We start from the raw sequence: 22,365 nt of genomic DNA, 5'->3' as shown, positions 1-22,365 counted from the left end.
AACGGAGAGTGACCGAGACCGCGCCCCCTGGCGCTACAGCATAGGGCTTGCATGAGGCTTAGCAAGAACTCCGGCGATCCAAAACCTACAGGTTTAACAATGCAGGATCTCCGCCCTGCGCGGCGATGTTCACGCTGATCGCCTTCTCCGCCGCATAGCGGATCAGGCTGTTGGGACCACCCGCCTTAGGGCCCGTGCCTGACAGCCCCTCGCCGCCGAAGGGTTGGACGCCGACCACCGCCCCGGTGATCGAGCGGTTGACGTAGACGTTGCCGGCTGGGACCAGATCGACGACTTCGGCGGCGAAGGCTTCGATGCGGCTGTGGACGCCAAGGGTCAGGCCGTAGCCGCGCGCGGCCAGCTTGCCGGCGACCGACTTCAGGTCGGACGGGGCGTAGCGGTAGATGTGCAGGATGGGGCCGAAGACCTCACGCTCCAAGAAGTCGGGCGTGGGGATTTCGGCGATGGCGGGGGCGAACAGGTCGCCCTTGTCGGCGCCCATCGGCAGGGTGGCCCGGGCGACGATCTTCGCTTCCTTCGACAGGCGCTCGACGTGCGCTTCCAGGGCCCGACGGGATTCGGGATCGATAACGGGGCCGATGTCGGTTTTGGGATCGGCAGGGTCTGCGACGGTCTGGACAGCGAGCGCGCCCTTCAGGCCCTCGAGCAAGGCGTCGGCCGAATCCTTGGGCACATAGAGGACGCGAAGGGCCGAACAGCGCTGACCGGCGGAGCCGAAGGCCGACTGGATCACGTCGTCGATGACCTGCTCCTTCAGCGCCGTGGTGTCGATGAACATGCCGTTTAGGCCACCGGTCTCGGCGATGAAGGGGATGATGGCGCCGGGGCGGGCGGCGATCGAACGGTTGATGGCGGCGGCCGTGTCGGTGCCGCCGGTGAAGGCGACGCCGTCGATGCCCGGATGGGTGACCAGCGTTGCGCCGACCGTCTCGCCGCGCCCGGGGACCAGGGCCAGCAGGTTGGGGTTCAGACCGGCCTTGTGATACAGGCGTACGGCCTCGGCGGCGATCAGCGGCGTCTGTTCAGCGGGCTTGGCCAGCACGGCGTTGCCGGCGGCGAGGGCCGCGGCGATCTGGCCGGTGAAGATGGCAAGGGGGAAATTCCACGGCGAGATGCAGGCGAAGACGCCGCGTCCGTGCAGCAACAGCTGGTTGGTCTCGCCGGTCGGCCCCTTCAGGGTCTCGGGGGCGGTGAAGTCGCGTGCCGCAAGCAGGGCGTAGTAGCGGCAAAAGTCGGCGGCCTCGCGCACCTCGGCGACGCCGTCGTTCAAGGTCTTGCCCGCCTCGCGGCTGAGCAGGGCGACCAGCCGGTCCAGATCGGCTTCCAGTGCATCGGCCATGGCGCGCAGGACGATGGCGCGTTTGGCGCCGCCCTGGCGGTCCCATTTGACCTGAGCCTCGGCGGCGGCCTGGACGGCGGCGTCGATGTCACCCGCCTCAGCTTCCGAGACGTGGCCCAGCACCTGCGAGCGGTCGAACGGATTGGTCACGGCCTGGGCATCGACGCCGGCGCGCAGCTTGCCGCCGATGATCGGGCCGCTGGTCAACTTCTCGCGGTCGATCAGTTCCAGCGCCTTGGCGTGGGCTTCACGGTCGGCGGCCTGGGAATAATCGCGGCCGAGGGAGTTCTGACGATCGCCGTACATGTCTTTCGGAACCGGAATCTTGGGGTGACGGTCGGGCGCCTGCTCGACCAGGGAAATGGGATCGGCCGCGACGGCCGAGGCGGGTACGCGCTCGTCCAGCAGGGCGTGGACGAAGGAGGAGTTGGCGCCGTTTTCAAGCAGGCGCCGCACCAGATAGGGCAGCAACTCCTCGTGCCCGCCGACAGGGGCATAGGCGCGGACAATGACGGTTTCGTCGGCCCATGCCTCCTGAGCGGCGTCATAAAGCGCCTCGCCCATGCCGTGCAGCCGCTGGTGCTCGACCGTCACGCCGTGATCACGCGCAATACGCCGCACGGCCGCCAGCGTATGGGCGTTGTGACTGGCGAACTGGGAATAGATGGCCGGCGCGGCCTCGATCATGGCCTTGGCGCAGACCAGATAGTTCAGGTCGGTCGCCGCCTTGGTCGTATAGACGGGATAGTCGGCGCGGCCGAACACCTGGGCGCGCTTGATCTCGGTGTCCCAATAGGCGCCCTTGACCAGGCGCACCATCAGACGACGGCCCGAGCGGCGGGCAAGGTCGGCGACGCGTTCGATCGTCTCCAGACCGCGCTTCTGATAGGCCTGAACCGCCAGACCCAGGCCGGTCCAGCCGCCAAGCGACGGCTCGTGCGCCAGCCGGTCCAGCAGCTTCAGCGACAGGGTCAGACGGTCCGCCTCCTCGGCGTCCATCGTATAGTTGATGTCGTATTTGGCCGCGATCTGAGCCAGGCGCAGGATGCGGGGATAAAGGGTCGCCCAGACGTCATCCTCATGCGTCGCCTCATAGCGGGGCGACAGGGCCGACAGTTTCACCGAGACGCCGTGGCCGTGCTCCGGTCCCTGGCCCTTCGACGTCTTGCCGACCGCCTCCATGGCGTCGGCGTAGATTTTCTCGTAGCGGTCTGCGTCGGCCATGGTCCGGGCGCCCTCGCCCAGCATGTCGAAGCTACACAGCCAGCCTTCCTTATTCGACCGTTTGAGCGCGCTCTGGATCGTGCGGCCGACGACGAACTGCTCGCCCATGATCTTGACGGCGGTGGCCACCGCCTGGCGGATGACCGGCTCGCCCAATCGGCCGGCGATCCGCTTCAGGAAGCCGGGCAGGTCGCTGCGCGCCTCGTCATCCACATCGACCAGCTTGCCGGTCAGCATCAGACCCCAGGTCGAGGCGTTGACGAAGAGGCTGTCGGACTGACCCAGGTGGGCGGCCCAGTCTGCCGAGCCGATCTTCTCGGCGATCAAGCGATCGCGGGTGTCCTCGTCCGGAACGCGCAGCAGGGCTTCGGCCAGACACATCAGGGCCAGACCTTCGCGGGTCCCAAGCGAGAATTGCTGAAGGAAGCTTTCGACGACCCCCTGTTTTTTCTGGCTGCGGCGGGCGTGTTCGACCAGGGCCGTCGCCTCAGCGACCACATCCGCCCGTTCGGTCGAATCCAGGGGCATGCGCGCCAGATTTGCGGCGACGGCCTCACGCTCGTTGCGGAACTTGTGCGTATCCAGACCGTCCCAAGCGGCCAGGCTCGAAGGCATAAAGGTGGGAGCGGTCATCGGCGACAAATCCTGTGGATTTCAGCCGTATATGCCGGAGTTCATTGAAGGTGCTTCGTATGATACAAACCCAAGCCGAAGATCGTTCGGTGTAAGGCAATGATTTCCGATGATCGACATCGACGCCGTCGACCGCCGCATCCTGCGGGTGCTTCAGACCGACGCCCGCATCTCCAACGCCGAACTGGCGCGACGCTGCAATCTGTCGCCAGCCGCCTGTTTCGAACGGGTCAAACGGCTTCGCGAAAAGAAGATCATCACCGGCTACGCCGCCATGATCGACCCGGCCCAGGTCGGCCGGGACCTGCTGATCTTCGTCGAGGTCTTGCTGGACCGCACCACCGGCGACGTCTTCGAAGCCTTCGCCGCCGCCGTTCGCAGCCAGCCGGAGGTGCTGGAGTGCCACATGGTCGCCGGCGGCTTCGACTATCTGATCAAGGCCCGCGTCGGCGACATGGACGCCTACCGCGCATTCCTAGGCGACGTTCTGGTGCGGATGCCGGGGGTGCGAGAAACCCGCACCTATGCGGTGCTGGAAGAGGTCAAATCGACGACGGTGCTGCCGCTTTAGGCGCTGATTACAGATTTTGGGGCGGCGATGCGCCGGTTCGTTCCGCCACCAGATCGGCAACAAAGGTGACGCTGAGTTCGGTCTGACCTAAGATAGGAACACGTCTTCCAGATCACAGCGTTGATATATGGCCACTATCTATCCCGTCATCATGTGCGGCGGTTCCGGAACGCGGCTGTGGCCCGCCTCGAGACCCTCGCTTCCCAAGCAGTTCATTCCGCTGGCCGGCAATCGATCGTTGTTCCAAGAAACCGTGGCGCGCGTGGCAGGGCTTTGTCAGAACGGCGGCGAGTTGGTTGTGGTCGGGGGTCTCAGCCACAAGCGCGCTATTCTGGATCAGCTTGAAGAGATTAGCGTCAGCGCCTTGATTTTGCTGGAGCCCGAAGGGAGAGATTCTTCGGCGGCCATGGCCGCCGCTGCCGAATGGACCGCACAGCGCGCGCCCGACGCCATCAATCTCTTTGTGGCCTCAGACCATCACATTCCAGACGCCGAAGCGTTCCGACAGTCCGTCGGCAAAGCCGCATCTGCGGCCGCCCAGGGCCGGATCGTCACTCTGGGTGTCGTCCCGACCGAACCCTCATCCGCCTACGGATACATCGCGCCATCAGGGCCCAACCTCTCAACCGTATCCGCCTTCGTAGAAAAGCCCGATCAGGCGACTGCGCGTCGCTATATTTCGGAGGGTTACCTCTGGAACAGCGGCAACTTCATCGTCCGCGCCGACGTGCTGTGTCAGGAAATCGCCGAATGGGCGCCTGCGGTAAGCGAAGCCGTTCGCACCGCGGTGGCTGGCGCCGAGATCGATGGTTCATGCTTGACCTTAGGGGCCGGGTTCAAAGCAGCACCCAAAATCTCCATCGACTACGCCGTCATGGAGAAGACGACGCGCGCCTCCGTTCTGCCGGTCCGCTTCGAGTGGTCCGACTTGGGCGCATGGGATTCGGTCCATGCATCCGGCGAAGGCGATGTGGGGCTTCACATCCTTGAGGACTCCGAGGGCTGCCTGCTTCGAGCATGCGACGGTGTGATGGTGGCTGCGATCGGCCTGCGCGACGTCGGAATCATCGTGGAACGTGATGCGGTTCTGGTGACGGATCTGAAAAAGAGCCAGGACGTCAAAAAGGTAGTGGAAAGACTGCGCAAGCTGTCACCGCAACATCTCGATTTCCCGGCGCCCGAACCCGTGGAATCGCTGGAGGGTGGCGCGGCGCGTTTTGCAGCGTGGCTTAGGCAGTCGGCCTTGCCGATCTGGTCCACGCTGGGCCAGGCCGAGAACGGAGCCTTTGAAGAGGTGTTAGGGCTGGACGGTCGACACATCTCGGCCTCGCGACGGGCGCGCGTTCAGGCGCGCCAGTTGCAGGTCTACGCAGAAGCCGGCCGCCAAGGCTGGCGAGGCCCTTGGAAGTCGGTGGTCAAGACCGGACTATATCAGCTGCGAACCGCCTATCAGCGCCTTGATGGGCAGATGCGGACCCTGTTGGCGGCGGACGGATCGCCGCTGGACGAAACGGCGATGATCTATGATCAGGCCTTTTTGATCTTCGCCTTGGCCAGTATTTCCAACGCGACGGCGCAGCCCGCGCTTGAGGTCGAGGCATCGGCGGTTCGAGATCAGTTGCTGCGGCAGGTAGACGCCCACGGCGGCCTGCAGGAATCCGGCAGCCACCCCTATCAGTCCAACGCCCACATGCATTTATTCGAGGCCGCCCTCGCTTGGGAGGAGAACGGCGGAGGCCGCGAATGGAGCGCGTTTGCCGATCAGATTGTGCATCTGGCCCGCACGCGGTTCATCGATGCCGGCACCGGCAGTCTGCGTGAGTTCTTTGACGCGGAGTGGTCGCCGGCCGCTGGCGAAGACGGGCGTTTGATCGAACCCGGCCATCAGTTCGAGTGGGCCTGGCTCTTGGCGCGCTATGGCCGCAGCCGGAAAGACGCGGGGGTTCTTGCCGACGCGTGGCGCTTGTACGAGTCGGGACTGAAGGGCGTGGACGCCAAACGAGGCGTTGCGATGGATGCCTTGAATATCGACGGCAGCGTGCACAGTCCGCGCTCTCGTCTGTGGCCGCAGACAGAATGGCTGAAGGCGTCGTTGATTTTGGCAACGCTCAATGACGACGTCAGACGTGCTCAATGTCTTGATCAGGCCGCACGCGCACAGCGGGCTGTGTGGCGCTATCTGACGCCGCAGGGCCTATGGCATGACAAGATGTTGGAGAACGGTAGTTTCATCGACGAACCGGCGCCGGCGAGTTCGTTCTACCATATCATGGCCGCCTACACTCAGATGAAGGAGACCTTCGGGGCGATCGCCCCTCAAAAGACCGCTTCCTTCAATCTGTTTTGACGAGACCATCAGCGATCCCCTTCAAGGCCTGACGGGCTATCGTAAGTCCGTCTCGCCTTCGTCATTCGAACCGTCTAGAAGTTCGCCCCTTACTCAACGGCTCAGGGTCCGCCCGCCTCAATGCGCATCGTTCTGGCCACCGACGCCTGGGAACCCCAGGTCAACGGCGTCGTCCGCACCCTGACGCGCACCGTCGCGGAATGTCGCGGCATGGGCGATGAGGTCGAGGTCATCGAACCCAGTCTGTTCAAGACCATCCCCTGCCCCACCTATCCGGAAATCCGGCTGGCGCTGGGAGCGGAAGAAGAAATCCGCGAGATGCTGCGCGCCTTCGAACCCGAGGCCGTCCATATCGCAACCGAGGGACCGATCGGCATCGCCACGCGCCGCATCTGCGTGGAGTGGAAGCTGCCGTTCACGACCAGCTATCACACCAAATTCCCGGAATATGTCTCGGCGCGTTTCCCGATCCCGGTCCAGGTCGGCTACGCCTATATGAAATGGTTCCACAAGCCGTCGGGACGGCTGATGGTGGCGACGCCGACCCTGCGCGACGAGCTGGTTGAGCATGGTTTCAAGAACGTCTCCCCTTGGTCGCGGGGCGTGGACACGGATGTGTTCAATCCCGACCTGGAGCGCATATACGACGAGCTTGGCGGCAAAGACTGGCCGCGGCCCTTTTTCCTGAACGTCGGCCGTGTGGCGGTCGAGAAGAACATCGAGGCCTTCCTGAAACTCGACCTGCCCGGCACCAAGATCGTCGTGGGCGATGGCCCGGCCCGCGCCGAGCTCGAAGAAAAGTATCCGGATGCCAAATTCCTCGGCGCCAAGTTCGGCGACGACCTGGCCCGCTGTTTCCGCGACGCCGACGTTTTCGTCTTCCCCAGCTGGACCGACACCTTCGGTCTGGTGATTCTGGAAGCCATGGCCGCCGGCACGCCGGTCGCGGCCTATCCGGCTCACGGTCCGATCGACATCATTCCGGGATCGAACGCCGGCGCAATCGACAAGGACCTCAAGAGCGCCTGCCTGCAGTGCCTTGAACTCGATCGCAAGGCTGTGCGCGCTTATGCGGAAAAGTTCAGCTGGCGCGCCTCGGCCGAGCAGTTCGTCGAGAACCTGCAACCCTATCCCGAACCCGAGCGTGGACGCTTCTGGCGTCGCCTGCGGCGTATCGCCCGTATTCGCAAACGCGCCGCCGCCTGATCGACGGGCCAGTCGAGCCGCCCCCAAAGGACAAGCCATGATGAAACCCCGTCAGGACCTAAAGCCCAACACGGCTGCTTACGAAACCCAGGCCTTGGTCAAGCCGACAGGCTTCCGCGAATACGACGCACGCTGGATCCTGGAGAAAGAGATCAACCTTCTCGGCATTCAGGCTCTGGGCCTTGGCCTGGCCACCTATGTCCACGAGATCGGCGTCGCGCCGAAGATCGTTACCGGCCATGACTTCCGCGGCTATAGCCTCAGCGTCAAACAGGCCCTGATCCTCGGGCTGCTGGAAGGCGGGATGGAGGTTCTGGACGTGGGCCTGGCCTTGTCGCCCATGGCCTATTTCGGCCAATTCGAACTGGACGCCCCCTGCGTCGCCATGGTGACGGCCAGCCACAACGAGAATGGCTGGACCGGCGTGAAGATGGGCGCCAACAAGCCCCTGACCTTTGGTCCCGACGAGATGGGCCGACTGAAAGAGATCGTTCTCAACGGTGAAGGCGTGGCCCGCCCCGGCGGCAAGCTGGTGCGCGTCGATGACTTCCGCGAAACCTATGTCGCCGACGTGGCCTCAAAGGTGCAGATCAAGCGTCCGCTGAAGGTGGTTTGCGCCTGCGGAAACGGCACCGCCGGCGCCTTCGCTCCTGACGCCCTGCGCCGGATGGGCGTCGAGGTGATCGAGATGGACACCGACCTCGACTATACCTTCCCGAAATACAACCCGAACCCGGAAGATCACGCCATGCTGGTGCAGATGGCCCAGCGGGTCCGTGAGACGGGCGCCGATCTGGCCCTTGGCTTCGACGGCGACGGAGACCGCTGCGGCGTGGTGGACGACACGGGCGAGGAAATCTTCGCCGACAAGATCGGCCTGATGCTGGCCCGCGACCTGTCCAAGGTCTATCCGGACAGCACCTTTGTGGTCGATGTGAAGTCGACCGGCCTCTACAAGACCGACGAAATCCTGAAGGCGAACGGCGCCGAAGTCGTCTACTGGAAGACGGGCCACTCCTACATCAAGCGCAAGACCGCCGAACTAAGCGCCCTGGCCGGATTTGAGAAGTCGGGCCACTTCTTCATGGCCGGCGATCTTGGCCACGGCTACGACGACGGTCTGGTCGCGGCCGGGGCCGTGCTGGCCATGCTGGATCGCAATCCGGACAAGAAACTCAGTGAACTGAAGACCGCCCTGCCGGACGCCTGGACCAGCCTGACCATGTCGCCCCACTGCGACGACGAGCTGAAATACGGCGTGCTGGAGCGGATCGTGAAGGAATACTCCGATCTGGCCGCAGCCGGCGGCGAAATCCTGGGCCGCAAGATCGTCGAGGCCATCACCGTCAACGGCGTGCGCGTGCACTTGGACGACGGCTCATGGGTCCTGGTCCGCGCCTCGTCCAACAAGCCGGAGTTGGTCGTGGTGGTCGAGAGCATGCGGTCCGAAGACGATATGCGCGACCTGTTCCGCAAGGAGATCAAACCGCGCCTGGCCGCCTATCCTGAAATCGGCGCCTTCAATCAGGAAATCTGAAAGATCACAGCGGACTGAACCAATCGCGCCCGTGACCGCTTCCCTTTCGGCTGAGGCCAGGAGGGAAGATTGCCGCGTTACTTTTTCCATACCCAGAACGGAGATTGCATCCGCGACGATCAGGGCGAGGAACTGAGGAGCGTTGATGCGGCGCGCGAGGAAGCCGTCGCCGTGCTGGGCGAAATCCTTCGCTACCGGGGCGCGTCGTTTTGGACGACCCGCGCCTTCAGCGTCATCGTCACGGACACCGAGGGTCAAACGGTCGTCAGCGTCACGGCGTCCGCATCCGATCAGGCGCCCGAGGGCTGGACATTGACGGGGGACGCGGGATGACCAAGCCTGGCGGCGTCTCAAAGATCACCACGCTGGTCGACAAGTTGTCGCTTCGGGACCGGCTCAATGCCGAAGAGATCGAGGCGTTGAGCGCGGTCCTCGATGCGCCCAAAACCGTCTCCGCCGGATCCGATATCGTGCGCGAGCACACCCGCCCGCTGCACAGCACCCTTCTGATTTCGGGCTTTTCCGCGCGTTACTCCACGCTGGAGGACGGGTCGCGTCAGATCACGGAAATCAATGTGTCCGGCGACTTCATCGACCTTCACAGCCTGTTGATGAAGCAGATGGATCACGGCGTCGTCGCCCTGACCGACTGCGTGATCGCAGAGGCGCCGCACAGCGGCTTGATCGACATCACCGAGCGACATCCACACCTGGGCCGACTGCTTTGGCTGGACACCATCATCGACGCCGCCATCCATCGACAGTGGCTGGTGGCCATGGGCCGGCGCAGCGGCCTGGGCCATCTGGCGCATCTGGTATGCGAGCTTTACCTGCGCCTCCAGGCCGTCGGCCAAACAGGTGATTTGACCTTCGAACTCCCGCTGACGCAAACGACCTTGGGTGATGCGCTGGGCCTCTCGACCGTCCATGTCAGCCGCCTGATTTCCGAGCTTCGCAGCGAGGGGGTCGTCGCTTGGGCGGGCGGGCGCATCGATATTCTCGACTGGCGTCGCTTGGCCGAGATCGCCGAGTTCGACCCCACCTATTTGCGCCTGCAATCCGAGCCCGTCTGATCACTTAACGCATGTTATCGCACCGAACGGCGATCGGTCGTCTAGACGGGGCATGTCTCAGTCAAACCTCGCGCACGCCCTGTTGTCTGCCCTTGCAGTTCAGGGCCTGGACGAAGGCGATGCTTTCTTCGCCGAGGCTGGCGCACGAACCTCAACCACACAGCATGGCGAAGCTGTCGTCACGCTGATTTTGTCAGGCGTCCTGGCGCGGATCGGGCTCGACGGCACTCTGTCGCATGGGCTGGCGTCCAGCGACGACGTGATCAACTTCGACGCCGTATTGGGCGGGGGTGGGCCAGAGTCGGCCGTTTGGTTGACGGCCGGACGATACCTGACCGTCTCCGCTCGCAAGCTGGCGCAAAAGATCGATCGCGACAGTCTGGTCGAGATGGCGCTGATTGATCTTCGCCGTCGCAACATCGCCCTTCAGGCTGAGCTTTCGCGCCACGCCACATTAAAAGTCAGCCAGCGCCTGGCCGCCCTATTGCTCGACGTCCACGACCGAAAGGGAGGCGACGTCCTCGCTCTGCGTCAAACAGAGCTGTCGCATCTGATGGCTGTGCGGCGCGCCAGCATATCGACCGCCTGCACCGAACTATGCGCCGCCGGCGCCGTGCGGCTGCGGCGCGGCGCGATCCAGATCACCGATGCAGACGCCCTTCGGCGGATGACGGACGAGGCCTATTCGACCGTGACGGACTTGGCCAGGTTGCGGGGCTGATCAACGTCGGTGCCCTTTTGAACGGCGGTGTAATAGGCCAGCAGCTGCACCGGCACGGCATAGACCAAGGGCGCGATCAGCGGGTGGCAGTCGGGGGCGTGGATGCGGCGAATGCCGGCGCCGTGCGGATCGGGCGCCTTTTCCGGCGCGATCATGATGACCGGGCCGCCACGCGCGGCGACCTCTTGTAGATTAGACGCGGTCTTTTCGAACACGTCGTCCAGCGGAGCCAGGGCGATGGTCGGGGTCTCTTCATCGATCAAGGCGATGGGGCCGTGCTTCAGCTCGCCGGCAGCATAGCCCTCGGCGTGGATATAGCTGATCTCCTTCAGCTTCAGCGCGCCTTCCATCGCCAGCGGGAACATGGCGCCCCGGCCCAGGAACAGCACGTCGTCGGCCTTTGACAGATCGTGGGTGACGGCGCGGATGCTGTCGCCCATCGTCAGGGCCTCGGCGATCAGGCGCGGGCTTTCGAACAGAGCCTTGACCAGTTCGGCCTCGGTCGCAGCATCGATCCGGCCGCGCGCCACGCCAGCCGCCACGGCCAGGGCCAGCAGGGCCGCGACCTGGGCGGTGAACGCCTTGGTCGAAGCGACGCCGATTTCCGGACCGGCATGGGTGGGCCACAGCACGGCGGCCTCACGCGCCATCGAGGACGAGTGAACATTCACGACGGCGGCGGTCTGCAACCCTTGCGCCTTGCACCAGGTCAGGCTGGCCAGGGTGTCGGCCGTCTCGCCCGACTGGCTGACGGCGACGGCCAGGGTAGACTTCGAGACAGCCGGCGAGCGATAGCGGAACTCCGACGCGATCTCGACATCGCAGGGCAGGCCGGCCAGCTTCTCGAACGCATAACGGCCGATCTGGCCGGCGTAGAAGGCGGTGCCGCAGGCGACGATCTGGATGCGGTCGATGGCGGCGAAATCGACGGGATTGGTCTTGGCCTTGCCGGTCACCAGGTCGAGATATTCCGACAGGGTGTGCTGGACGCTGTCGGGCTGTTCATGGATTTCCTTCTCCATGAAGTGGCGATATTCGCCCTTCTCGACCATGGCCGATGAGGCCGAGACCTGGACGATGGCGCGTTCGACCGGCTTGCCCGCCACGTCGAACATCTGGGCGCCGGCCTTGGTCATGGCGACGTAATCGCCCTCTTCCAGATAGGAAATCTTCTGCGTGAACGGACCGACGGCCAGCGCGTCCGAGCCCAGATACATTTCGTCCTCGCCCCAGCCGACCACCAAGGGGCTGCCGCGTCGCGCGCCCAGGATCAGGTCGTCCGTCCCGTCGATCAGCACCGCCAGCGCATAGGCGCCGGTCAGGCGATCCAGAGTGGTCTTGAACGCCTCCAGCGGCGCGCGCCCCGTATTCAATTCGGCGTCCAGCAGGTGGGCGATGACCTCGGTGTCGGTCTGGCTTTCAAAGACATGGCCTTCGGCGGCCAGCTCGGCTTTCAGCTCGGCGAAGTTTTCGATGATGCCGTTATGGACCAGGGTGACACGACCGGCCTTGTGTGGGTGGGCGTTGGCGGTCGTGGGCGCGCCGTGCGTGGCCCAGCGCGTATGGCCGATGCCGACCGTCGCCGTCATCGGCTCCTCGGCCAGGACGGCTTCCAGATTGCGGATCTTTCCTTTGGCGCGGCGGCGCTCGACCGAGCCGTCCACAACGGCGGCGACGCCAGCGGAATCATAGCCGCGGTACTCCAGCCGTTTCAGGCTGTCGATCAGCCGGGGAACGACAGGTCCGTTGCCGGTGACGCCGATGATGCCGCACATAAGCGAAGGCTCCGAGAGGTCAGGGAAAGGGGCGCCGCTTTGCACTGGCGGCGATCCGGGGCTAAGCCACACATCAAGCCCCACCGGCCGTCTATGCAATCTTAAGGCGGGCCGCATCAAAAAAGGGGTTTCGGAACGTTACCCGAAACAAAGGACCAGGCCTTGGGCGACAGAAAATATTTCGGCACCGACGGGATTCGCGGGCGCGCCAACACCTATCCGATGACGGCCGAGGTCGCGCTGCGCGTGGGTCTGGCCGCCGGGAAACTGTTCCGCACCGACGACGACCGCCGCCATCTGGTGGTGATCGGCAAGGACACTCGTCTGTCAGGCTATACGATCGAGCCGGCCTTGGTCGCCGGTTTCGCTTCGGTCGGAATGGACGTGCGCACCTTCGGGCCCGTGCCGACGCCTGGCGTGGCCATGCTGACCCGGTCGATGCGCGCCGATTTGGGCGTGATGATCTCGGCCTCGCACAACGACTATGCCGACAACGGGATCAAGCTGTTCGGGCCGGACGGTTACAAGCTGTCGGACGAGATCGAACTGAAGATCGAGGCCATGATGGATCAGGGTCTCGACCAAGGCCTGGCGCCGTCGAACAAGCTGGGCCGGGTCAAACGCATCGACGACGCCCAGGCGCGGTATATCGAGATCGCCAAACAGGCCTTCCCCAAGCGGCTGACGTTGCAAGGCCTGCGCATCGCCGTCGATTGCGCCAACGGCGCCGGATACAAGGTTGCGCCGACCACCCTGTTCGAACTGGGCGCCGAAGTCTTCCCCGTGGGCGTGACCCCGAACGGCACCAACATTAACGCCGAGTGCGGCTCAACCCATCCGGCGACTTTGGCCGATGCGGTCAAACGCTACCGCGCCGATATCGGCATCGCCCTGGACGGCGACGCTGATCGACTGATCATCTGCGACGAGACGGGTCGGGTGGTGGACGGCGATCAGATCATGGCCCTGGTCGGGCTGGACTGGGCCAGGCGCGGCCTCCTGACCGGGGGCGGCGTGGTGGCCACCGTCATGTCCAACCTGGGACTGGAGCGTAAACTGAAGGCCGAAGGCCTGACGCTGGAGCGGACCAAGGTCGGCGACCGCTATGTCATGGAACGGATGCGCGAAGGCGGCTTCAACATCGGCGGCGAGCAGTCGGGCCACATCATCCTGCACGACCACGCCACCACCGGCGACGGCCTGATGGCGGCGCTGCAGGTGCTGGCGGTATTGGTCGAGTCCGGCAAGCCGATGAGCGAACTGGCGCGCCAGTTCGACCCGGTGCCGCAAAAGCTGGAGAACGTCCGCTTCACCGCCGACAAGCCGCTGGAGACCGACACGGTCAAGGCCGCCATCGCCGACGCCGAGGCAGCGCTGAACGGTCAGGGGCGCCTGCTGGTGCGGCCATCGGGCACGGAAAAACTGATCCGCGTCATGGCCGAGGGCGACGACGAGGCGCTGGTCAAGCGGGTGGTGGCCGATGTGGCGGGCGCGGTGCGCTCAGCCTAGGGCTTGCACGCCGCCGGCGGGTCTCCGTCGCGTTCCCACAGTTTGCAGGACCGGTCGATCTCCCCCTGGATCAGGTCGCAGGGGTTGGCGGCGTTGCAGGGCGGGCGGGTCGCCGGGCTGACCTGGATGCAGCGCTCGACCAGCCGGGCCGAGGCGGCGGCGCCGATGGCTTCGCGGCAGGGAACCTCGCTGATCGGCACCGGCTGAGCGGGCATGTCCGGTCCTTCGGGAATGCTGGCCTCAGGGTCCTCGGCCGGTTTGGCGGCTTCTTTCTCCGCAGCCGCCGGCTTGGCGGGCGGGGCAGGCGGCGGAGCATCCGGCGCCAGTGGAACCGCGTCGATGACGTTGCTGCTTGCCGCAGTGTCTCTGGACGCAGGCTGATCGGCTGGATCAGCGCGCTGACATCCGGCCATCAACACAACGCAGGCGGCCATCGAAAGCCAGGGGGATCGACGCATCGACTTGTCTCCGGTCAGGACTGACCGGACGAGGATGCCCGTCCGCGCCCCGAGGTGAAACCCCCTATCGCTTCACCGCCGCCAGGGCCGCCTTCTGCAAGGCGAACAGTTCGGTGCAGCCGATCTCGGCCAGCGAGAAGAGACGGTCGAATTCGGCGCGCGAGAAACCGCGCTTTTCGCCGGTGGCCTGGACCTCGACGATCTGGCCGGAGCCGGTCAGGACGAAGTTCGAATCCGCCTCGGCCTCGGAATCCTCTTCGTAATCCAGGTCCAGCACCGGCACGCCGTCGCAGACGCCGCACGATACGGCCGCCACCTGATCCGTGATCGGATCGGCCTTCAGCACGCCCTCGTCGCGCAGATAGTTCAGCGCCATGCTCATGGCGACCCAGGCGCCGGTGATCGACGCCGTGCGGGTGCCGCCGTCGGCCTGGATGACGTCGCAGTCGATCAACACCTGGCGTTCCCCCAAGGCCTTGAGGTCCACCACGGCGCGCAGGGAGCGGCCGATCAACCGCTGAATCTCTTGTGTGCGGCCCGACTGTTTGCCGGCGGCGGCCTCACGACGCCCGCGCGTGTGAGTGGCGCGGGGCAGCATGCCGTATTCGGCCGTCACCCATCCCTGACCCGTGTTGCGCATCCAGCCCGGCACCTTGTCCTCGATCGAGGCGGTCACCAGCACCTTGGTGTTGCCGAAGCTGATCAGGCACGAGCCCTCAGCATACCGGTTGACGCCGGTCTCGATGGTGACGGGACGCAGTTGATCGTCGGTGCGTTGCGAATGGCGCATGGGAGGGATCCTTGGAAGTCTGACCTTGGAAGCTGTGGCGGCGGTGCTTATCCTGAAACCGTGAGCCTGTATGCCCCGAAAAACCCGCCGTTCGACGCCGGCCAGTCCCTCGCGGGACTGGCGGGGCTGGATGCGCGGGCGCGCGACATCTTCCGTCGCATCGTCGAATCCTATCTGGAGACCGGCGAGCCGGTCGGGTCGCGGACCCTGTCGCTGGGCGGCATCGCCCTGTCGCCCGCCTCGATCCGCAACACCATGCAGGATCTGACTCTCGCGGGCCTGCTGGCGGCGCCCCACACCTCGGCCGGGCGCATCCCGACCCATGCGGGCCTGCGCCTGTTCGTCGACGGCCTGCTGGAGGTCGGCGACCTGACCAAGGAAGAGCGTCGCGAGATCGACGGCCGGCTCGCCGGGCGCGGCCGGAACTTCGAGTCCGCCTTGGACGAGGCCTCGAACCTGCTGTCCGGTCTGGCCGGCGGCGCGGGCGTCGTCTCCAGCCCGGTCCGTGATTCCGGCGTCAAACATGTCGAGTTCGTCGCCCTGGGGGGGGATCAGGCCCTGGCGGTGATCGTCGCCGACGACGGCACGGTCGAGAACCGGATCATGACCTTGTCGGCGGGGGTCACACCTTCAACCCTGGTCGAGGCCTCCAACTTCCTGAACGCCCGCCTGCGCGGCCGCCCCTTCGCCGACGCCAAGCGAGAGATGACCCAGGAGTTGGAAATCGCCCGCCGCGAGTTGGATCAGACCGCCGCCCGCCTGGTCGAGGACGGATTCGCTGCGTGGTCCGGCGGCCAGGATCGCGAGCGCGCCCTGATCGTGCGGGGTCGCGCCAACCTGCTTCAGGACCGGGAAGGCCTGGCCGATCTGGAGCGGGTCCGCGTCCTTTTCGATGATCTGGAGCAGAAGGAACAGCTGATCGGCCTGCTGGACGGCGTCGATGCGGCCCAAGGCGTGCGCATTTTCATCGGCGCCGAGACACGGTTGTTTTCACTTTCGGGTTCCGCCGTGATCGCGGCGCCCTATATGAGCGGCCGACAGCGGGTTCTTGGCGCCATCGGCGTCATAGGCCCCGCAAGACTGAACTACGCCCGTGTCATTCCGTTGGTGGACTATACCGCCCGGGTGCTGGGCCGGATGCTGGACGGGAACGACAAGTGAGCGACAAGCCCCTTAACGACGAACTGAACGCCGTGGACGCCGACATGGCCGAAACCAACGCCGAACACGGCCTGGACGCCCATCCTTCAGACGATCTGGCGCCGCTGGACGCCGTGATCGCCGAGCGTGACGAATGGAAGGACCGCGCCCTGCGCGTCGCCGCCGAGATGGAGAATCTGAAGCGCCGTTCGGAGACGCAGCAGAACGACGCCCGCGCCTTCGCCATCCAGCGCTTCGCCAAGGACCTGCTGGGCGTCGCCGACAATCTGGAACGCGCCCTGATGGCTGCGCCCAAGGACGCCGAGGGCGCGACCGCCGGTCTGGTGACTGGGCTGGAGCTGACGCAGAAGGCCCTGCTGCAAGCCTTCGACGCCAACGGTCTGAAGCGTGTCGCGCCCCAGGCGGGCGAGGCCTTCAACCCGCACCTGCACCAGGCGATGATGGAACAGCCGTCCGAGACCGTGCCCGGCGGATCGGTGATCCAGACCATGCAGTCCGGTTTTGAACTGTTCGGCCGCACCGTCCGCCCCGCCATGGTGGTCGTCGCCGCCAAGGGATCCGGCGCCCAGGCTCCCAACCCGTATGGCGCCGCCCCCGCCGCCGACGGTCAGGCCTTCGACGGCAAGGCCTGATCTAGGCTTTTAACGCTTTATCGAACGTCGCCAGCAGCTTGGACCAGCCGTCCTTAGCGTCTGCTTCCGAGTAGCTTGCGCGGTAGTCGGCGTGGAAGCCGTGCTGGGCGTCGGGATAGACGACGATCTGGCTGCCGGTCTGGCCGGCGCGCGCCAGGGCCTCGCGCATCCGTTCGACGCTGGCCAATGGGATGCCCTGATCCTTGCCGCCATACAGGCCGAGTACGGGCGCCTTGAGATCGTCTGCGATGTCGACTGGCCAGGGTTGGCCCGATGATATCTGAACCGGCGTAGCGTCTGCGGCGGGCGCCAAACGGCCGTACCAGGCCACGCCCGCGCCGATGGCGGCGAAGCGCGCCGCCGCCTGCCACACCACCTTGCCGCCCCAGCAGTAGCCGGTGATGCCGACCTTGCCGTCCTTGGACCACGACTGCTGGCTGGCCCATTCCAAGGTCGCCGACAGATCGCCCATCACCTGCTCATAGTTCGCCGCCCCGACGATCTGCATGATCCGCTGCATGTCCGACAGCGGCGCGGGATCCTCGACCCGGACGAAGAAGGCCGGCGCAATGGCGGCGTATCCCTGCTTGGCCAGACGGCGGCAGATGTCGCGGATATATTCGTGAACCCCGAAGATCTCGGACACCACCACCACGACCGGGAACGGGCCGTCGCCCGCAGGCCGCGCCACATAGGCCGGAAGCTGGAACCCGTCCGGCGCGGCATAGGTCACGGTCTCGGTGGACAGACCCTCGGCGTCGGTCGTGATGGGCTTGGCTTCCTTGGCCAGGGCCGCGACCGCATAGCCGGAAAACAGCAAGCCCCCCAAGGCACCCAGGGTTCGACGGCTCAGTTTCAGGTCGTCGGCGGTCTGGCCTTCAGGGCGGATCAGCACGGTCATGGGACGCTCCAACGCGGGAAAGCGCTCAGAGCATCACGACAAACGGCGACCGTCCAGTCACGTTAAGGCGCGCTGTTGAAGTCTCGACGACTCCACAAACGAGAAGAAGGGCGCTCAAGCAGCGAGCGACCGCGTCGCGAGCGTTAGCGCCCTTCTTCTCAAGATCAATGCCTGAAGACCCGCACGCCGGTGAAGGCCATGGCGATGCCCTTCTCGTCAGCGGCGGCGATGACCTCGGCGTCTCGCATCGAGCCGCCGGGCTGGATCACCGCCGTGGCGCCGGCCGCGACCGCTTCCAGCAGGCCGTCGGCGAAGGGGAAGAAGGCTTCGGAAGCGCAGGCCGAACCCTCGGCCAGCGACTGGGTCAGCCCCTTGGCCTCACCCGCCTCCTTGGCCCGGATGGCGGCGATGCGGGCGCTGTCGCGACGGTTCATCTGGCCGGCCCCGATGCCGGCGGTCTGGCCGTCCTTGGCGTAGACGATGGCGTTGGACTTGACGTGCTTGGCCACGGTGAAGGCGAACAGCATGTCCTGGATTTCGGTCGGGGTCGGCTGGCGCTGGGTGACGATCTTCAGGTCCGACGGCTTGATCAGCGACCGGTCGCGGCTCTGGACCAGGAAGCCGCCGGCGACCGAGCGGAAGACCTCTCCCGCGCCGTGGGGGTCAGGCAGGCCGTCCGTGATCAGCAGGCGCAGGTTCTTCTTGGCGGCGAAGACGGCCTTGGCCTCGTCATCGGCGCCGGGGGCGATGACGACCTCGGTGAAGATGCCAGTGATGGCGCGAGCGTCGTCGCCGTTCAGCGGACGGTTGACGGCGATCACGCCGCCGAAGGCCGAGATGGCGTCGCATTCCAGCGCGCGAGCATAGGCTTCGGACAGGTCCTTGCCCACCGCAACGCCGCAGGGGTTGGCGTGTTTGACGATGACCACGGCCGGCTGTTCGAACTCGGCCACCAGCTCATAGGCGGCGTCGGCGTCCGCAATGTTGTTGTACCCCAGTTCCTTGCCCTGAACCTGTTCGGCATAGGCCACGCCCGGACGGCGCTCGCCGGTGCGGTAGAAGGCGCCCGTCTGATGCGGGTTCTCGCCATAGCGCAGGGTCTGGGCCAGGGCGCCCGCGATCGACTTGCGGGCCGGCGCGGCATCCTCGAACTGACCGGCGAACCAGCCGGAGACGGCGGCGTCATAGGCGGCGGTGCGGGCAAAGGCGCGGGCGGCCAGGCGCTTGCGCAGGGCCAGATCGGTCGAGCCTTCGGTCTTCAGCGCCTCAAGGATCAGGCCGATGCTCTCGCCGTCGACGGCGACGGCGACATAGCCGTGGTTCTTGGAGCCCGAGCGGATCATGGCCGGGCCGCCGATGTCGATGTTCTCGACCGCCGCCTCGAACGCGCCGCCGGCCGCGATTGTGCTTTCGAACGGATAAAGGTCGATCCAGACAATATCGATGGCGCCGATGCCGTGGTCGGTCATGGCCTGGGCGTGGTCGGCCGCATCGCGCACGCCCAGCAGACCGCCGTGAACGATGGGGTGCAGGGTCTTGACCCGGCCGTCCATCATCTCGGGGAAGCCCGTCAGATCGGCCACGTCCTTGACCGGCAGGCCCAGCTTCTCGATCGCCGCGCGCGTTCCGCCGGTCGAGACCAGTTCGACGCCCAGATCGTGCAGGGTGCGGGCTGCGTCCTCCAGCCCGGCCTTGTCGGACAGCGAGATTAGGGCGCGTTGCGGCTTGACCCGATCAGGGGCGGGCGGAAAGTCGGGAGCGGCGGGCATGGGCGGCGTCCGTGATGGCAGGGGAGGATGGCGCGCCGTCTAGACCCAAACCGCTTCGCCGTCACCCCATGGGCGGTTTCAGAGCCTGATCGGCAGAGATCAAATCACTGCGCGATTTTATCGACGCCGTGAATCAGGCTCTTGAATCATGTCGGTTCGCCGCTCGCGCCGGCCGGGCTCAGCTTCCAGCGGATCTTGGTCTCGCTGTCGGTGCGGGCCGAGCCGCGCACCACGATCTGAAGGGAGCGGCGGGTCAGGCCGGCGTCGATATGGACGCTGGGCTCGATGGCCACGTCCGGTCCGTCGGTCCTGAACCACCAGCCCCGGCCCGAGGCGCCGCGCAGCAGGATCGACCGCCGGTCGCGCGCCAGAGAGGCCTGCACTCCCGGCTCCAGATGGAAGCGGATGGCGTAGGGCGCCGCGATCTGGCGCACCATCTCCTTGCGGTCGGGCGTGGGGAAAAGCTTCTCTTCGGCCCGCAACTCGTCCAAGCGCTGGTCCAGATAAAGCCGGCGCTGATGGTTCAGGCCGAACAACTCATTCCAGCCGTCGTGTTCCATCTCCAGCCAGACGGCGCCGTCGCCGCCGCGCAGGTCGGTGGTCACATGGATCGGCGGTCCGACCAGGCGCGGGCCCAAGAGCTCACCCTTCCAGCCGCCCAGCGGTTCGTTCAGCGATCGCTCGCCCAAGGTCAGGGTCGAATGGGCCGGCGTGAGCCGCAGGGCCTGGCGGTCGGTCGAGGCCGGCGTCCACCCCGAGCCGGTCACCAGACGATCCTTGCCGCAGGCGATCTCCAGCGCCAGCGGCTGGGCGCAGGCGGCCGCCCCCCAGGCGTCGCGCGCCGGCGGGGCGGTGTCGGCGATGATGGTGAGCAGGGGGCTGGCGATGCGCGTCAGGCCGGCGACAGCACCGGTCGCTGCAGGCGCTACGTCGCTGCTGGCCATCGCTTCGTCGTCGTGGGCGCGGGCGGCCGCGACGCGTTCAATGGTGGAGGGGCCACCGCCCTGGAAGCTGGCCAGACGACCATCGGGCAAGGTCAGCAGGCGCAGGCCCTGCGTCAGCCCGGCGATGGCGGCCGAGACGCTCTCCGGCGTCGGTTCGGACAGTTGCGACAGGGCGTCGTCCAGCGTCAACAGGTCGAGCAGCAGCTCAAGCCCCGCCTCGGGACTGCGCGAGGCGTGGCCGCCGTCGGCCTGCACCGTCGTCTTCAGGGCGCCGCCCAGCCGCGACAGCGCGCGGCGGCGCAAGGTCTGCCCTGGCGCCCCCGCCAGCACGCAGCCGCCGATGGCCGCCGCCGTCAACCGCTCGGCCCGGCTGGCCAGACCGCCGGGCGGACGCAGCAGCTGTCGGGTCTGGCGCGCCAGACTATCGGCCAGTTTCAGCCGCTCGGCCTCGGTCGCAACGGCGCCAATCCGCCGTGCGCCGCACGCCAGATTGACGACCCGCCGGGCCAGGATTTCCGGTCCCCACGCGAAGGGCGACCACCGTGCAAAGGCGTCGGCCCAGGCCAAGGTCAGACGCAGCGCCTCGCGCGCGCCACGGTCGCCTTGTGCCATCAGGCCCGGCAACCAGGCGAAGGCGTGAAGCTCGACCGCAAAGGGCCGCGAGGGACTGGGCCGGTTCCACGGATCGGACGGCGGTTCGACCTCCATCGAGGCGCCCGCCAACATGAAACGTCCGGCCAGAACATTGCGGCCCGGCGCGGGATCGTGCGGGCGAAAATCGCGCGGCGTGGCGGCGAACGCCGTCACCTTGCCCCCACCCAGCGGAGCCCCAAGCGTCAGGCCGTAGCCGGGCAGACCGTAAAGCTCGATCCACAGCTGCCGCGTCGCCAACCGTCCGGCGATGGCGGGCCACAGACCGGGTCCTGCGATCGTGTCGCCCGACCGCACCGGCGTGCGCACCGGCGCGCCAGGCAGGCCGGGGATCTGACCCGAGGCGACGTCCAGCGTCGTTTCCTGGCCCCGCGGGGCGAAGGGGCCGAGCGGGCTCACGAGAGGCTCTGAGCAGGGGCCGACGCGGCTTTCAGGGCGGCGATATTGGCCGCGTAATCGCCCTTGAACACGAACGAGCCGGCGACCAGCGCATCGGCGCCGGCGGCGACGCAGGCCCCGGCGTTGGCGGAGGTTACGCCGCCGTCCACCTGAAGGTGAGCCGACGAACCGGCGCGGTCGAGAATGGCCCGCGCGCCCGCGATCTTCTTCAGCGAACTGTCGATGAACTTCTGACCGCCAAAGCCCGGATTGACCGACATGATCAGCACCAGATCGACCAAATCGACCACCTCTTCCAGGATCGACAGTGGCGTCGCCGGGTTGAACACGACGCCTGCCTTGGCGCCCAGCTGGCGAATGCGACCCAGGGTGCGGTGCAGGTGCGGCCCGCTTTCAGGGTGAACGGTCAGGACATCGGCGCCCGCCTCGCGGAACGCCTCCAGCCATGGATCGACCGGCGCGACCATCAGATGCACGTCGAACGGCAGCGTTGTGTGTGGCCGGATCGACTTCACGATGTCGGGGCCAAGCGTGATGTTCGGCACGAAATGCCCGTCCATCACATCAACGTGGATCCAGTCGGCGCCCGCCGCCTCAAGCGCGCGGACTTCTTCACCCAGCCGCGCGAAATCGCTGGCGAGGATCGACGGGCAGATCAGAGGGGTAACGGCCATGGCCTTCCGGATAAGGCGGGTTGCGGGCAG

The 22,365-nt window shown here is 66.1% G+C and carries 18 protein-coding genes; 10 read left to right on the top strand and 8 right to left on the bottom strand.

Going from position 1 to position 22,365, the window contains the following annotated elements; genetic code table 11:
• Nucleotides 1-85: 85 nt before the first annotated feature.
• The gene (putA, locus tag QRN13_RS00175) at nt 86-3,217 is read right to left on the bottom strand and encodes a bifunctional proline dehydrogenase/L-glutamate gamma-semialdehyde dehydrogenase PutA (protein WP_284876364.1); all 3,132 of its coding nucleotides are present in this window, start codon (nt 3,215-3,217) and stop codon (nt 86-88) included.
• A gap of 109 nt (nt 3,218-3,326) precedes the next feature.
• On the opposite strand from putA, the gene QRN13_RS00170 reads away from it, so the two are divergent.
• From QRN13_RS00170 to QRN13_RS00140, 7 genes are all read left to right on the top strand, one after another.
• Entirely contained in the window at nt 3,327-3,788 is a 462-nt protein-coding gene (locus QRN13_RS00170; RefSeq protein WP_039243792.1) for an Lrp/AsnC ligand binding domain-containing protein, read from the top strand.
• Between the two features lie 127 nt (nt 3,789-3,915).
• Nucleotides 3,916-6,135, top strand: a complete 2,220-nt coding sequence (locus QRN13_RS00165) for an AGE family epimerase/isomerase (RefSeq protein WP_284876363.1) — start codon at nt 3,916-3,918, stop codon at nt 6,133-6,135.
• A 120-nt stretch (nt 6,136-6,255) separates the two neighbouring features.
• Nucleotides 6,256-7,341 carry a glycosyltransferase family 4 protein gene (locus QRN13_RS00160; RefSeq protein WP_284876361.1) on the top strand — a complete coding sequence of 362 codons (1,086 nt, stop codon included), beginning with the start codon at nt 6,256-6,258 and terminating at the stop codon, nt 7,339-7,341.
• 37 nt (nt 7,342-7,378) lie between these two features.
• A complete protein-coding gene (locus tag QRN13_RS00155) occupies nt 7,379-8,878 on the top strand; it encodes a phosphomannomutase/phosphoglucomutase (RefSeq protein WP_284876360.1) in 1,500 nt (499 codons plus the stop codon).
• A 69-nt stretch (nt 8,879-8,947) separates the two neighbouring features.
• Nucleotides 8,948-9,211 carry a DUF6894 family protein gene (locus tag QRN13_RS00150; RefSeq protein ID WP_055754229.1) on the top strand — a complete coding sequence of 88 codons (264 nt, stop codon included), beginning with the start codon at nt 8,948-8,950 and terminating at the stop codon, nt 9,209-9,211.
• Nucleotides 9,208-9,951 (top strand): Crp/Fnr family transcriptional regulator, encoded by a 744-nt coding sequence (locus tag QRN13_RS00145; RefSeq protein ID WP_284876359.1) that lies wholly within the window; start codon nt 9,208-9,210, stop codon nt 9,949-9,951. The genes QRN13_RS00150 and QRN13_RS00145 overlap by 4 nt, the downstream gene beginning before the upstream one ends.
• A 52-nt stretch (nt 9,952-10,003) precedes the next feature.
• A complete protein-coding gene (locus QRN13_RS00140) occupies nt 10,004-10,672 on the top strand; it encodes a Crp/Fnr family transcriptional regulator (RefSeq protein ID WP_284876358.1) in 669 nt (222 codons plus the stop codon).
• Here the strand turns inward: QRN13_RS00140 and glmS are convergent.
• Nucleotides 10,633-12,447, bottom strand: a complete 1,815-nt coding sequence (gene glmS / locus QRN13_RS00135) for a glutamine--fructose-6-phosphate transaminase (isomerizing) (RefSeq protein ID WP_055754226.1) — start codon at nt 12,445-12,447, stop codon at nt 10,633-10,635. The genes QRN13_RS00140 and glmS overlap by 40 nt on opposite strands.
• Before the next feature lie 162 nt (nt 12,448-12,609).
• Between glmS and glmM the strand changes: the two genes are divergently transcribed.
• Nucleotides 12,610-13,956 (top strand): phosphoglucosamine mutase, encoded by a 1,347-nt coding sequence (glmM, locus tag QRN13_RS00130; RefSeq protein WP_284876356.1) that lies wholly within the window; start codon nt 12,610-12,612, stop codon nt 13,954-13,956.
• Here the strand turns inward: glmM and QRN13_RS00125 are convergent.
• Both QRN13_RS00125 and rph read right to left on the bottom strand, forming a co-directional pair.
• Entirely contained in the window at nt 13,953-14,414 is a 462-nt protein-coding gene (locus QRN13_RS00125) for a hypothetical protein (protein ID WP_284876355.1), read from the bottom strand. The genes glmM and QRN13_RS00125 overlap by 4 nt on opposite strands.
• Before the next feature lie 64 nt (nt 14,415-14,478).
• On the bottom strand, nt 14,479-15,204 hold the full coding sequence (rph, locus tag QRN13_RS00120; RefSeq protein ID WP_284876354.1) for a ribonuclease PH: 726 nt from the start codon (nt 15,202-15,204) through the stop codon (nt 14,479-14,481).
• A 66-nt stretch (nt 15,205-15,270) separates the two neighbouring features.
• On the opposite strand from rph, the gene hrcA reads away from it, so the two are divergent.
• Together hrcA and grpE are read left to right on the top strand one after the other, a co-directional pair.
• A complete protein-coding gene (hrcA, locus tag QRN13_RS00115) occupies nt 15,271-16,365 on the top strand; it encodes a heat-inducible transcriptional repressor HrcA (protein WP_055754458.1) in 1,095 nt (364 codons plus the stop codon).
• Between the two features lie 44 nt (nt 16,366-16,409).
• Nucleotides 16,410-16,997, top strand: a complete 588-nt coding sequence (grpE, locus tag QRN13_RS00110) for a nucleotide exchange factor GrpE (protein WP_153924513.1) — start codon at nt 16,410-16,412, stop codon at nt 16,995-16,997.
• Between the two features lies 1 nt (nt 16,998).
• Here the strand turns inward: grpE and QRN13_RS00105 are convergent, their stop codons facing one another.
• The 4 genes from QRN13_RS00105 to rpe form a co-directional block, all read right to left on the bottom strand.
• Nucleotides 16,999-17,898, bottom strand: a complete 900-nt coding sequence (locus QRN13_RS00105; protein ID WP_284876353.1) for a dienelactone hydrolase family protein — start codon at nt 17,896-17,898, stop codon at nt 16,999-17,001.
• A 164-nt stretch (nt 17,899-18,062) separates the two neighbouring features.
• Nucleotides 18,063-19,667 (bottom strand): bifunctional phosphoribosylaminoimidazolecarboxamide formyltransferase/IMP cyclohydrolase, encoded by a 1,605-nt coding sequence (gene purH / locus QRN13_RS00100; RefSeq protein WP_284876352.1) that lies wholly within the window; start codon nt 19,665-19,667, stop codon nt 18,063-18,065.
• 146 nt (nt 19,668-19,813) lie between these two features.
• Nucleotides 19,814-21,661, bottom strand: coding sequence for a heparinase II/III family protein (locus tag QRN13_RS00095; protein ID WP_284876351.1), 1,848 nt, complete (start codon nt 21,659-21,661; stop codon nt 19,814-19,816).
• The gene (rpe, locus tag QRN13_RS00090) at nt 21,658-22,335 is read right to left on the bottom strand and encodes a ribulose-phosphate 3-epimerase (protein WP_284876350.1); all 678 of its coding nucleotides are present in this window, start codon (nt 22,333-22,335) and stop codon (nt 21,658-21,660) included. The genes QRN13_RS00095 and rpe overlap by 4 nt, the downstream gene beginning before the upstream one ends.
• Between the last annotated feature and the right edge of the window lie 30 nt (nt 22,336-22,365).

Origin of the sequence: Brevundimonas sp. MEB006b, from assembly GCF_030209705.1 — a bacterium.
GTDB lineage: Bacteria > Pseudomonadota > Alphaproteobacteria > Caulobacterales > Caulobacteraceae > Brevundimonas.
The sequence above is the reverse complement of the archived record's forward strand: the minus strand, read 5'-3'. Positions and strand labels throughout refer to the sequence as shown.

Bases quoted from the DNA above. Each gene is read 5' to 3' on its own strand.
- putA (WP_284876364.1), bottom strand. From the start codon at position 3,217: ATGACCGCTCCCACCTTTATGCCTTCGAGCCTGGCCGCTTGGGACGGT.
- QRN13_RS00170 (WP_039243792.1), top strand. From the start codon at position 3,327: ATGATCGACATCGACGCCGTCGACCGCCGCATCCTGCGGGTGCTTCAG.
- QRN13_RS00165 (WP_284876363.1), top strand. From the start codon at position 3,916: ATGGCCACTATCTATCCCGTCATCATGTGCGGCGGTTCCGGAACGCGG.
- QRN13_RS00160 (WP_284876361.1), top strand. From the start codon at position 6,256: ATGCGCATCGTTCTGGCCACCGACGCCTGGGAACCCCAGGTCAACGGC.
- QRN13_RS00155 (WP_284876360.1), top strand. From the start codon at position 7,379: ATGATGAAACCCCGTCAGGACCTAAAGCCCAACACGGCTGCTTACGAA.
- QRN13_RS00145 (WP_284876359.1), top strand. From the start codon at position 9,208: ATGACCAAGCCTGGCGGCGTCTCAAAGATCACCACGCTGGTCGACAAG.
- QRN13_RS00140 (WP_284876358.1), top strand. From the start codon at position 10,004: ATGTCTCAGTCAAACCTCGCGCACGCCCTGTTGTCTGCCCTTGCAGTT.
- glmS (WP_055754226.1), bottom strand. From the start codon at position 12,447: ATGTGCGGCATCATCGGCGTCACCGGCAACGGACCTGTCGTTCCCCGG.
- QRN13_RS00125 (WP_284876355.1), bottom strand. From the start codon at position 14,414: ATGCGTCGATCCCCCTGGCTTTCGATGGCCGCCTGCGTTGTGTTGATG.
- rph (WP_284876354.1), bottom strand. From the start codon at position 15,204: ATGCGCCATTCGCAACGCACCGACGATCAACTGCGTCCCGTCACCATC.
- grpE (WP_153924513.1), top strand. From the start codon at position 16,410: ATGGCCGAAACCAACGCCGAACACGGCCTGGACGCCCATCCTTCAGAC.
- QRN13_RS00105 (WP_284876353.1), bottom strand. From the start codon at position 17,898: ATGACCGTGCTGATCCGCCCTGAAGGCCAGACCGCCGACGACCTGAAA.
- purH (WP_284876352.1), bottom strand. From the start codon at position 19,667: ATGCCCGCCGCTCCCGACTTTCCGCCCGCCCCTGATCGGGTCAAGCCG.
- rpe (WP_284876350.1), bottom strand. From the start codon at position 22,335: ATGGCCGTTACCCCTCTGATCTGCCCGTCGATCCTCGCCAGCGATTTC.